This window comes from Bacteroidota bacterium, assembly GCA_016711505.1.
In the GTDB taxonomy this organism is placed as follows: domain Bacteria; phylum Bacteroidota; class Bacteroidia; order AKYH767-A; family 2013-40CM-41-45; genus JADKIH01.
Genome location: JADJSV010000003.1, coordinates 320,636 through 333,513, shown reverse-complemented (window position 1 = coordinate 333,513; position 12,878 = coordinate 320,636). Strand labels below are relative to the sequence as shown.

Here is a 12,878-nt window from a genome sequence, read left to right as displayed (position 1 = left end):
AAACGTTTGGAATGAAGCTATGTTGAAACAGGCAACTATCTTTGCAGTTATGAAGATATTAATAGCGGCAGCTACAGCTGAAGAAATCTCGATTTTGAAGGAAATTGACACTTATGGACATGAAATCGACTTTCTGATCACAGGAATTGGCATGGTTCCGACGGCCTATATGATCACCCGGCAATTTGCAGCCAGTGAATATGATCTGGCCATTAATATCGGCTTAGCAGGTAGTTTTGACAGAAGTCTGGAAATCGGTGAAGTAGTAAGGGTTGAAGTCGATCATTTATCGGAAGTAGGTGCTGAAGACGGCGACAATTTTCTCACGCTTGAAGAAATGGGATTAGAAGGATTGTCATCTGTAAGTATGGAGATCGATTACCATTCTGATACGTTGAACAGTTTACCTGTCGTTTCCGGAATCACAGTAAACACTGTACATGGAAATGAAGCAAGTATTGAAAGAATTGTTCACCGGTTAAATCCTTCAATTGAAACGATGGAAGGTGCTGCATTTCTTTTTGTTTGTAAAAGAGAAAAGACAATGGCCATTCAGTTGCGGAGTATTTCAAATTACGTTGAGAAAAGAAATCGTGAAAACTGGAATATTGAGTTAGCACTTTCAAATCTGCATAGAACCATTATTCAGATACTTCAGGAAATAACAGAATGAAAAAATTACAGCTCGCATTTTCACCTTGTCCAAACGATACGTTTATGTTCGACGCCATGATCCATGGAAAGATCGATACGGAAGGATTGGAATTTGAAGTTGTTCTGGAAGACGTAGAGACTCTCAACAAGAAAGCACTTGCAGGAGAATCAGAGATCTCAAAACTTAGTTTCTACGCTTATACAAATGTGACTGAAAACTATCAGTTGCTTTCTTCAGGGAGTGCTTTAGGAAAAGGAGTCGGACCATTATTCATTTCAAAAAGAAAGTTTAATGATCCTGAAAACGAAATCAGATCGATTGCAATTCCAGGTAAGAATACTACAGCATATTTTCTCTTCCGGACATTTTTTCCGAAACTTACCAATGTAAACGAGATCGTTTTCTCCGATATAGAATCTGCTATTTTAGATGAAAAAGTTGATGCAGGAGTGATCATACATGAGAACAGGTTTACGTATGAAACAAAAGGTTTACTGAAGATCGCAGACCTTGGCGAAATGTGGGAGCAGAAAACAAAGCTACCGATTCCATTGGGCGGCATTGTTATCAGAAGAGATCTCGACGAGAACACAAAAAAGAAAGTCGAACGAATTTTACGTAAAAGTGTAGAGTATGCTTTTGCAAATCCCGAATCATCCGGCGAATATGTAAAATTACACGCACAGGAAATGTCACCCGAAGTCCGCAAAAAACATATAGACCTTTATGTAAACTCCTACTCTGCCGATCTTGGTGCGAATGGGAAAAATGCAATACATGAAATGTTCCGGATCATTGGCGTAAGTGACAAAAATATTTTTGTTTAAATTTAAATAGCGTAAGCGTAAAATCAGGAAATTAATTTTATTTGTACTATGATCATTGTAACAGGTGCCGCCGGATTTATCGGAAGTTGTTTAGTAGGTAAATTAAATGCTGAAGGATTTAACGACATTGTAGTTGTCGATGAATTCAGTCATTCTGAAAAGAACAAAAATCTGGAAGGAAAGACTTTTTCTCAAAAAGTGGAGCGCGACCAGTTTCAGCAATGGCTGAAAGACAATCATCGCTTTGTACAATTTGTTTTTCATATCGGAGCACGAACAGATACAACTGAATTCGACAAAGCGATCTTTGATAAATTAAATCTTAATTATACCAAAGAGATCTGGAATACCTGTGTTGAATTCGGCTTACCTCTGGTTTATGCATCCTCTGCTGCAACTTATGGTAATGGCGAATTCGGATATGACGACAATGAATCGATCATTGAAAAACTTGTTCCATTGAATCCATATGGCGATTCTAAAAATGATTTTGACAAATGGGCAATTGCTCAGGAGAAGAAACCCTATTTCTGGGCAGGATTAAAATTTTTCAATGTGTACGGCCCGAATGAATTTCACAAAGGCCGCATGGCATCAGTAATATTTCATGCTTTCAATCAGATCAATAAAACAGGCGGAATGAAATTATTCCGGTCGCATAATCCTGAATACAAAGACGGCGAACAGCTTCGTGATTTTGTGTATGTAAAGGATGTTACATCAGTTTGCATGTTCCTGCTGAATCACAGAAAAGATTCCGGCATCTACAATTTAGGATCAGGCAAAGCCCGTACATTTTTAGACCTTACGCGCAACACTTTCAAAGCAATGGAAAAACCGGAGCACATTGAATTTATGGATACGCCAATTGACATCAGAGACAAGTACCAATATTTCACAGAAGCGAATATGAAGAAGCTGAAAAGTATTGGCTACAATACTCCGTTTCATACATTGGAAGAGGGAGTTGAGGATTATGTGAAAGGGTATTTGATGGGAAATAAGTATTTGTGAAAGGGTTCAAGTCTTTTGGAGAAAATTTAAACACTGAGAACACAAGATCACAATAAGATCACGGAATTAAATTCATCCTCTGCGGATTTTCTGCGTATTCTGCGCAACTCTGCGGGAAATAAAATGCCCTTGCATTAAATCGTAGTCCTTCTACAGAGCTTCGAATTAAGGTTTCTACCGTACAATCCTCATCTCATCAATCAACCTCGTCGCTTTTCCAAATTTTTCTACGATAAATAAAAAGTAATGCATATCCATTGCAATGTTTCTGCAGGTATTCTCATCAAAGTAATAATCACTCATATTACCTTCCCACAGTCTGTCAAAATTAATTCCAATCAGCTGACCTTTTGCGTTTAGAACCGGACTTCCGGAATTACCACCTGTTGTATGATTGGAAGAAATGAAACCTACAGGCACAGAACCATTTATTGCATAAGTCCCGAAGTCTTTTTTTCGAATAAGCTCTTCCAGTTCAACAGGAAAAAAGAAATCAGGATTATCTCTGTCAATTTTTTCAAGGATACCATCAGTTGTAGTATTGAAAGCATAATACTTTGCATCCGCAGCTTTCATTCCGTTTACATTACCATAACCAACACGCAGAGTACTGTTTGCATCCGGATAGTATTTTCTGTTTTTATCTGTTTCGCGTAATAGTGCAATATATTTTCTTTGCAGCTTATTCAATTCAACATTCAGACCTGCTACTTGTACCGACAAATTGAGTGCAATTGATGAAATCTCTTTCCCAAATTTATACCCTTCATCTTTTAACAGACGTTTGATCTTTCCTTTTTTAAAATTGTCCAGATAACTGATCACAGCAGAAGAGTCGCTTAACAATGACTTTTCAAATATTTTATCCGTATAATTCTGGATCTCTTCGTCATTTTGAAATTCTGAAAAGAAAGAAGGTTTATAGTCTTTTGTTAACTGGCTATTCGCAAGTTTCAACATAGCGAAACAAACTTTTTTATCAGTAGGTTTCGAATAATTTTTATGGAAGCCCCTGTAATCAGCTTTCAATCGTATAAGCTCTTTATTCAGCGCTTCTTTACCAACGGTGTCATTTTGCGAGAGTGTCACAAGTTTTTGAAACTTCAATGCGAGCTGTGCAAATTCAATTCCTTGTAGTGCTTCAACATAATAATCCTGATTATGACTTAAAGGCTTGAGGCGACTATTGAAGATTGCAATACTGTCGATGATCGGTTTTGCTTTTCCATTTGATTCAGAGATTATCATTGATTCATACTCTCTTTTTTTCTCAACAACTTTGAAAGATTTCAGCCCAAGATTTTCTCCACGCCATTTTTTAGAATAATTGGAAATCGTTTTGAATTTAGAAGAGTATTTTAAGAAGATAGTATCGTTGGAATACATATCGGAACGCCAGTGATTAAGCCGTTCTTCCCTGATCTTTATTTTATTTGGATTGGTTTGCGAATAGATCAGATCTAAAGATGAAGCAGTGAGATATTGATTTGTCTTACCGGGAAATCCGTAAATAAAAGTAAAATCCCCTTCCTTCACACCTTCAATATTTATTTCCAAAAACTTTCCTGCTTTGTAGGGTACATTTGTTTTGGAATAATCTGCAGGCTTGTTAGTAGAATCACAATAGATCCTGAACATTGAAAAATCACCGGTGTGACGTGGCCATAACCAGTTATCAGTTTCGCCACCAAACTTCCCAACTGATACCGGTGGAGTTCCTACCAATCTGATGTCACGGAAAACTTCCGTCAGAAAAAGAAAATATTCATTGCCCCCATAAAATGATTTTACCAATGCTTTAATATTCTTTTTTTCATATGTCGCTATGATACTATCGCTTATAGCTTTGATAGTAGCATTCCGAACTTCTTCACTTTGACCTTCTGGAACCCGGCCTACTATCGAAGTAACGTCAATTATTTCCTTTATAAAAGTGACAGTTAAACCCGGACAAGGAATTTCTTCTGAATCAGATTTTGCCCAAAAACCATTTACAAGGTGATTGTTTTCAATTGTACTGAGTGCCTGAATATTTGAGAATCCGCAATGGTGATTTGTAAGTAATAATCCTCTGCTGCTGATAAGTTCACCTGTGCATCCGCCACCAAATTGCAAGATAGCATCTTTAAGGCTTCCGTTATTTACACTATAAATATCTTCTGCAGTGATCTTCATTCCCAGTTGCTGCATTTCAGTTTCATTGAACTCTTTCAGCAATTGCGGAAGCCACATTCCTTCTCTGGAAAATGCATTTAAAAAAAAGGATAATGCAAATAGGAGAGCAATTGATTTTTTCATGGCCTTTATGAAATTACAATTCAAGACACGGAGAATGTGATGACACCATCCGTATACTGAATTTGAAATTAGAAATAAATGATCGGTATGGTTACTTATCTTGCTTCAAGCAAAGTAAGGTCACGTTGCATTTCTAAAAGAGACGATTTTATTTTTGACAACGTATTCTTTAATGCAATTTTATTTACGAAGGCATCCTGATCTGCCTGAGATGCAGAGAAAATAGGAATGTCGATTGGATTATCATGTAACTGAACTTCGTTGCCATTAGCATAGAAATCAGGTCTTACTGTACGCTTATCTTTTAATTCAGTTTTTGCTCCTTTCAGAGTAAATCCTTTTTCTTTAACGAGGTGATAAATTTTCTTAAAATTTTCGATATCAGGTTGAGTGTACATCCTGTTACCTTTTTTATTGGTAGCCGGGCGGATCACATCAAATTCCTTTGACCAGAAACGGATATGAGAAGTATTAACGTTGAACATTTGTGCAACTTCACCGATGGTGTAGTATAATTTCTCGATTTCTTTCTCTTTATACGGCATTTGTGGTCCTTTTAAGTTTAGCGAATATAGAGTGTATGTTTTAAATATCCAACAACTTTTTCATGCAGGCAAAAAAAAACCTGCACCGTAAGATGCAGGTTTTCAGAAGTCTTAACAAATTACTCTTGTACAACCATTCTTGACTGATAAACACTTTTGCCGCTTATCATTTCAACAATGTAAATACCTTTCGAATAATTCTGCAAGTCAACCGGAATAATATTTTCTCCCGCCGTTGAATTATATTCCGCAGTCCATACAACTCTTCCATTCATATCATAAATTCTGATGTTGTAGATCTGATTTTCCATCGGGAAGAAACTCAGATTGAAAACACCCTGACTTGGATTGGGATAAACAGTGAAATCAATATTTTCAATTGATGAAACGGCTTCAATATCTCTTACTCTGGCAACACTTGGTGTTGTAAACGGAATACGTAACTGGTCAGCTGATTTTACATTGTTACAAATTGCTCTCAGATAAACAGAGTATACTGTTCCGGGAGTCAGACCTGTTAACTGATATGAGTTCGGAGTTCCGGCAGGTGTTGGTATAACAACAACTATAGAAGAACCTTCAGGCGATCCTGAAACGCGGTACTTCAATTGAAGTGAATCAGAGATTGCCGTTGTACTCCATGTGATCAATGCACTTGTAGAAGTAATGTTGCTTGCAGAACCACTTGTCGGAGGAATCGTACAATTATTTGGCTGCGCAGTAACACTTGTTGTCTGAGTAGCAGTACTTGCGCATGATCCACCTGAAACAGTATATGTAATCGTATATGGTCCACCTGTTCCGGCAGCCGATGGTCTGAAATAATTACCTGTCATGCCCGGACCGGAAAACACTCCACCTGCAGGAGTTCCTGTTAAAAATGCTCCTGAACCATTCGGTGCATAAGCCGGCGCAAGTCCTGTGAACGATACACTTTGTCCACTTCCTACCGTTACTGTAATTGTTTTTGTATCAGAACATGAACCGCTTGTACCAATCACAGTGTACGTAGTAGTTGTAGCCGGACTTGCAATGACTGTACTTCCTGTTGTTACATTTAATCCTGTTGAAGGAGACCAGTTGTATGTTGTTGCACCACTTGCAGTGATTGAAACATTACCACCGGGACATATCGTTGGGTTCTGAACTGAGAAGGTCACATTTGCTGAACCTGCTCCGACTGTAACGGTAATTGTTTTCGTATCACTGCATGAACCTGTTGTTCCGACTACTGTATAGGTTGTAGTCGATGCTGGATTCGCAACTACTGTACTTCCTGTTGTCGCGCTTAATCCCGTTGCCGGAGACCATGCATAAGTTGTTGCGCCGTTTGCAGTAATCGAAACACTTCCGCCCGGACAAATCGAAGGATTTTGTACAGAGAATGTTACCGATGGAGATGCAACGGTTACTGTTATAGTTTTTGTATCACTGCATGATCCTGTTGTTCCAACTACAGTATAAGTTGTAGTTGTTGTAGGATTCGCAACAACTGTACTTCCTGTTGTTGCACTCAGGCCTGTTGCCGGTGACCATGTATAGTTCGTTGCACCGCTTGCTGTAATAGAAATATTTCCACCTTGACAGATCGTAGGATTTTGCACAGAAAAAGTTACGTTAGCAGCACCTGAGCCAACAGTCACGGTTATCATTTCTGTATCTGTACAGGCACCCGTTGTTCCAACTACAGTATAAGTTGTTGTTGTTGCCGGATTAGCAATTACGGTACTTCCTGTTGTTGCACTCAATCCTGTTGACGGTGACCAGTTATATGTTGTTGCACCACTGGCAGTGATTGAAACATTACCACCCGGACAAATCGATGGATTTTGCACATTGAAAGTAACATTTGCACCTGCAATAGTTGTATTTGCAACAGGTAATGTTGTTGTTTTATAATTTACAGTTTCAGCAGCGCCATTATATTCTACAACTGAGAAATGATAATTTACTCCCGGAGTTAGTCCTGTTACGTTAGTATTATTTGCAGTTCCATCATACACGATAAAATTTCCACCACCAAGATCTGCACCACTACCGAAAGCAGCATTTGCAGAATAAACCATTCCATCAACAGGCAAAGCAGAAACTGCTGAACCGGCTTTAGCAATTACAATTCGTTTCGCACCATTACCACTGATCCAGTTTAATTGTGCACTTGAACATGTAGTTGTTCCGATAGTAAGTGATGTTGAAGAATTCGTTGGCTCTGCAGCAAATGCAGCACCCATTCTTGCAACAAAAATATCTGCAAGTCCATTTGAAGTTAATGTCGACGGACCAAAAGCTACAGTATTTTTAAAATCACCGGTAACATAAGTGACACCTGCTGAAGATGTAGTAATGCCGCGGGCTTTATCATACACTGCAGAACCAGCACCTTTTACCCACTTGATAGCCGCAGTAGCAGCATCATAACATGCAACAAATGCGTCCATATCGCCGGCACTTTGAATGTTAGTACCACCAAAATTCACCCAACCGCCAAACTCTCCGCAAACAAAAACGTTTCCGTTGTTGTCGGCACTTACACCACGGGCGATGTCAGCATAACCGCTTCCCATTTTTATAGCCCATGTTGAATTTCCATTGTTATCTGTTTTCAAAACAAAGCCATCACTATTCCATGAACTTGTCAGAGAAATTCCACCGAAGTTTGTTGTAAGTTTAAAGCTACCTGCCTGATAAAAGTTTCCTGCTGCATCTTTGAAAAGTGAATACACAACTTCATCCTCTGTACTTCCATATTTTTTAACCCATGAAACTGTACCGGTGCTTTGACTGGCTTTTGCAAAATAAATATCAGTTTTACCTGCGCTCGTCTGATTACCTGTTCCGAAATTTACCGTGTTTGAAAATACACCATTGATAAAAAGATTTCCGTTATTATCAGCAAGCACCTGATATCCTCTGTCAGCATTACTTCCACCAAAACGCTTTGCCCATTGGCATAGTCCGCTTGAATTAAATTTCGCAAGATAAATATCTTCGCCACCTGCATTGCCTGTAGTTGTTTTGTTATTACCAAAATTGGTAATTCCACTTGAAGAGAATCCTGTACAGTAAATATTTCCTGCTTGATCCAGACTCAATCCATATCCTCTTTCCTCACCTGTTCCTTTTATCGGGGAAACCCATTGAATATTTCCGCTTGAATCATACTTAGCTATGAATGCATCATTACCACCTGATGACGTAATTGAAATTCCATTTCCGAAACTGGAAGTAGCTTCATACTCTCCGCTGATGTAAACATTCATTGCTGCATCAGTGACAATACCATAAGCTTTATCGCCTTCCAAACCTCCGGCTTTTCTAACCCATAACAATGTTCCGTCTGCATTATATTTTGCAACAACAATATCGTGTTGTCCGGCAGCAGTCAAAACTGTTCCGCTGAAATTGGCTACGCTTTCCAGCATACCTGTGATCAGAACATTTCCGTTTGCATCGGTTGTTATTCCGACACCTTCATCATAAGTAGCACCGCCACCTGATACTGCCCATTTAAAATTTTGAGCATTTGCAGATGAGAAAATCAAGAGTGCAAAAACCGCGAATTGTAATTTTTTTAACATGTTGTCTTATATTAAGTTAAGTGGCGCGAAAGTACAGGTAATATTGAAATAATCCAATGGGTTATTTGGCAAAAGCCGCTATGGGCGCGGTAAAGCGAAGGAAATAGTTGAAAAAGTGAGATTGGAAGAGATTAAAGGGTTTACAGGTTGACAGGTTAACAGGTTTGCAGGTTGCGAACCTGCAAACCTGTCAACCTCCTATAACACCATGTAATTAATCAAAAGCTTGTCCGGCCTGAGAAGAAATTTCCAGCATTTTTCGTGTATTCTTCAGGAGTAAGATCATTATAATAGAAGTTGACCGGATTTACAGGATTTCCATTTTTCCGAACCTCATAGTGTAAATGCGGTCCTGTAGAAGTACCTGAGTTTCCAACGAAACCAATCAGATCGCCGCGCTTCACTTTTTGTCCAGGTCGAACATTAAATTTGCTCATGTGTCCGTATAAACTTTCATAGCCGTACCCATGATTGATGATGATATTATTTCCATAACCACGCCCATCCTTTTCAACCTTTACGACAGATCCATTTCCTGTTGCATAGATCTCTGTTCCGACAATAGCAGTGAAATCCATTCCTGTATGTAATTTTTCTGTTTTGTAGATGGGATGAATTCTCCAGCCATAACCGGAAGCTACGCGTGTCATATCTTTATTCGACACAGGTTGTATAGCAGGAATTGCAGCAAGCATTGTTGCTTTATTCTTTACCAGTTGCCAGACTTCATCGTACGATTTCGACTGAACATACAATTGTTTAGAAAGTTGATCGATTCTCTTTGTAACATCGACAATGAGATCAGCATTATAATAGTCACGAAGTTTATTGTAACGATCAACACCACCAAATCCCGCTCCACGAACACTAGATGGAATTGGTTCTGCTTCAAAGATGACTCTGTAAATTGTATTGTCTCTTTCCTGAATATCTTTCAGTACTTCTGCAACCTGATCACTTCGCTGCTTTAATAGTTCAAGCTGATAAGTGGTTTCTTCAAGTTGGCGTTTTAGTCTTTTTTCTTTCGGAGAATCAAAAAAGTTATATGCAATGAGCATGATAATAGCTCCAAAAACTACAGCCGTAGCCAGCCAACCCATTAAACGAAAAAATCGCTTCTTCCAGCTAACGATGACTCGTTCGTATTTCAGCGTGGCAGTATTGAAGTGATATTTTACGTTCGGCATTCTATAAAAATTCGTTTATCCTGTTTATATTCGCACGACTTTGGGCGTGCAAATATACGCTCTCAAGATACTACAACCAACTTAAAATACAATGATGACTTCGGCTCAAATCCGGACCGCTTTTCTTGATTTTTTCAAGAGTAAAGGCCACCATATCGTTCCTTCCGCACCAATGGTAGTGAAAAATGATCCTACGCTCATGTTCACCAATGCGGGTATGAATCAATTCAAGGATATTTTTCTCGGAAATTCACCGGCAAAATATGCGCGGATCGCGAATACTCAAAAATGTTTGCGGGTTTCAGGTAAACACAATGACCTTGAGGAAGTTGGAATTGACACGTACCATCATACCATGTTTGAAATGCTTGGGAACTGGTCGTTCGGCGATTATTTCAAAAAAGATGCAATTGCATGGAGCTGGGAATTGCTGACTGATATTTACAAACTTCCAAAGGATAGATTATACGTCACCGTATTTGAAGGCGATGCAAAAGAAAACCTTGCATTCGATCAGGAGAGTTTTGATCATTGGAAAAAAGTGTTGCCGGAAGACAGAATTTTGAGAGGTAATAAAAAAGATAATTTCTGGGAAATGGGTGCAACGGGTCCGTGTGGTCCTTGTACTGAAATTCACGTTGATCTTCGTTCCGATGAAGAAAGAAAAAAAGTTGACGGAAAAACGTTAGTGAATGAATCGCATCCACAAGTGATTGAAGTTTGGAACAACGTCTTCATGGAATTCAATCGCAAGACAGATGGAAGTCTCGATAAATTGCCTGCGCAACATGTCGATACAGGAATGGGTTTTGAACGTTTGTGTATGGCCATGCAAGGCAAGACTTCGAATTATGATACTGATGTCTTCCAACCGATGATTCAATTCATTGCATTGAATTCAGGAGTAAAATATGGCGCTGCAGAAAAAACAGATATTGCCATGCGTGTAATGTCTGATCACATTCGTGCAATTGCATTAGCGATTGCTGACGGACAATTACCGAGTAATAATAAGGCAGGGTATGTGATCCGCAGGATTCTTCGTCGTGCTGTCCGTTATGGATTTACTTTTCTGAATCTGAAAGAACCATTCATGAATAAACTGGCTCCAATTCTTGCAGAACAGTTCAAAGATGTTTTCCCTGAATTAAAAGCCCAGCAGGATTTTGTGATCCGTGTGATCACTGAAGAAGAAAATGCTTTTCTTAGAACATTAGATACAGGAATAAAAAAATTCGAAGAATACAAAGGCAAGAATGTGGATGGCAAATTTGCATTCGAACTTTTTGATACATTCGGTTTTCCAATTGACCTTACAGAATTAATGGCTCGTGAAAGAGGCATGGAAGTCGACATGGTTGGCTTTAATAAGAGTCTGGACGAACAAAAAGAAAGATCGCGTGCAGCAGCAGTGGTTGATACTGATGATTGGGTAATTGTTCGCGAAGGAGAAGAAGTTGAGTTTACCGGCTACGATGAATTTGAAGGTGATGCAGAGATTCTTCGTTACAGAAAAGTAAAAGCTAAGAACAAAGAACAGTATCAGTTGGTACTAAATCGTACTCCTTTCTATGCAGAAAGCGGCGGACAAGTCGGTGATACAGGTTTCATTGAAGCAAATGGAGAAAAGACAACCATTACAGATACGCAGAAAGAAAACAATCTGATCATTCACTACGTCGATAAACTTCCGAAAGATGTGAGTGCAACATTTTTCACTCAGATAAATGGAAAGCGCAGAAAGCAGATCAGCAACAATCACTCTGCTACTCACCTTTTGCATTCTGCGTTGAAACAAGTTCTGGGTTCGCATGTGAATCAGAAAGGATCGCTTGTTAATGAAGCTCAGACACGTTTTGACTTTTCACATTTTGCAAAAGTATCAGACGAAGAAATTCAGAAGATCGAAAAGATCGTGAATGAAAAGATCCGTGAAAATATTTTGCTCGATGAAAAGAGAAATGTTCCGGTGCAGCAGGCAATGGAAATGGGTGCGATGGCATTGTTTGGTGAAAAGTATGGTGAGTTTGTTCGCGTGATCACTTTCGACCCTTCCTACTCCATTGAATTGTGTGGAGGAACTCATGTAAAAGCAACCGGACAGATCGGACAAATAAAAATTGTTTCCGAAAGTGCAGTAGCTGCCGGTGTTCGTCGTATCGAAGCAATCACTGCCGATAAAGCGGAGGCATATTTCGAAGAGCAGCAATTGCAATTGAATTCCATCAAAGAATTATTGAAACATCCGAAAGATCTTGTACAACGAATCCAGGGGTTGATGGATGAGAACACAGCGCTTCAGGAACAGATCAATGTTTTTACAAATGAAAAAACACAGGTCATTAAGAAAGAATTGCTCGGAAAGATCAAGTCAGTAAATGGAATAAATTTCCTTGCCGAACAAATTGAATTACCGACTGCAGATGCTCTGAAAAATTTATCATTCGAATTAAAGAATCAGGTAGAAAATTTATTCTTCCTTGCCGGAGCCGAGATCGATGGCAAAGCATTGTTGAGTCTGATCGTTTCCGATAATTTAGTAAAAGATAAAAACCTGAATGCAACCAACATCATCCGCGAATTATCGAAAGAGATCCAAGGTGGTGGTGGCGGGCAACCTTTTTATGCAACGGCTGGCGGTAAAAATCCGTCGGGGTTGAAGAAAGCGATTTCGATGGCGGAAGGTTTTTTGGGTTAAGGCTTTAAATTTAGCGCGTAAAATAAAACACGGAGAACACATAAAAAAAGGGAGAAAAAGGAGAATATATTAATTC

At 39.0% G+C, this 12,878-nt stretch carries 7 protein-coding genes and 1 pseudogene; 4 read left to right on the top strand and 4 right to left on the bottom strand.

Annotated elements, in window-relative coordinates; all coding sequences use genetic code 11:
• The first annotated feature begins 49 nt into the window (after positions 1-49).
• Genes mqnB through rfaD form a run of 3 tightly spaced genes read left to right on the top strand, consistent with a single transcriptional unit; the run spans position 50 to position 2,496 of the window.
• Positions 50-673 carry a futalosine hydrolase gene (gene mqnB / locus IPL24_07275; GenBank protein ID MBK8363485.1) on the top strand — a complete coding sequence of 208 codons (624 nt, stop codon included), beginning with the start codon at positions 50-52 and terminating at the stop codon, positions 671-673.
• On the top strand, positions 670-1,482 hold the full coding sequence (locus IPL24_07270; GenBank protein MBK8363484.1) for a 1,4-dihydroxy-6-naphthoate synthase: 813 nt from the start codon (positions 670-672) through the stop codon (positions 1,480-1,482). Before mqnB ends, IPL24_07270 begins: the two co-directional genes overlap by 4 nt.
• 48 nt (positions 1,483-1,530) lie before the next feature.
• The gene (gene rfaD, locus IPL24_07265) at positions 1,531-2,496 is read left to right on the top strand and encodes an ADP-glyceromanno-heptose 6-epimerase (protein ID MBK8363483.1); all 966 of its coding nucleotides are present in this window, start codon (positions 1,531-1,533) and stop codon (positions 2,494-2,496) included.
• Positions 2,497-2,670: 174 nt separating this feature from the next.
• Here rfaD and IPL24_07260 read toward each other — a convergent pair whose 3' ends face one another.
• The 4 genes and pseudogenes from IPL24_07260 to IPL24_07245 form a co-directional block, all read right to left on the bottom strand.
• Positions 2,671-4,794 (bottom strand): S46 family peptidase, encoded by a 2,124-nt coding sequence (locus IPL24_07260; protein MBK8363482.1) that lies wholly within the window; start codon positions 4,792-4,794, stop codon positions 2,671-2,673.
• Positions 4,795-4,889: 95 nt separating this feature from the next.
• Positions 4,890-5,339 (bottom strand): MerR family transcriptional regulator, encoded by a 450-nt coding sequence (locus IPL24_07255; GenBank protein ID MBK8363481.1) that lies wholly within the window; start codon positions 5,337-5,339, stop codon positions 4,890-4,892.
• A 119-nt stretch (positions 5,340-5,458) separates the two neighbouring features.
• Positions 5,459-8,917, bottom strand: a complete 3,459-nt coding sequence (locus IPL24_07250; protein ID MBK8363480.1) for a T9SS type A sorting domain-containing protein — start codon at positions 8,915-8,917, stop codon at positions 5,459-5,461.
• Between the two features lie 214 nt (positions 8,918-9,131).
• Positions 9,132-10,104, bottom strand: a pseudogene (locus IPL24_07245) (M23 family metallopeptidase).
• Positions 10,105-10,198: 94 nt separating this feature from the next.
• On the opposite strand from IPL24_07245, the gene alaS reads away from it, so the two are divergent.
• The gene (gene alaS, locus IPL24_07240) at positions 10,199-12,802 is read left to right on the top strand and encodes an alanine--tRNA ligase (GenBank protein ID MBK8363479.1); all 2,604 of its coding nucleotides are present in this window, start codon (positions 10,199-10,201) and stop codon (positions 12,800-12,802) included.
• Positions 12,803-12,878 lie beyond the last annotated feature (76 nt).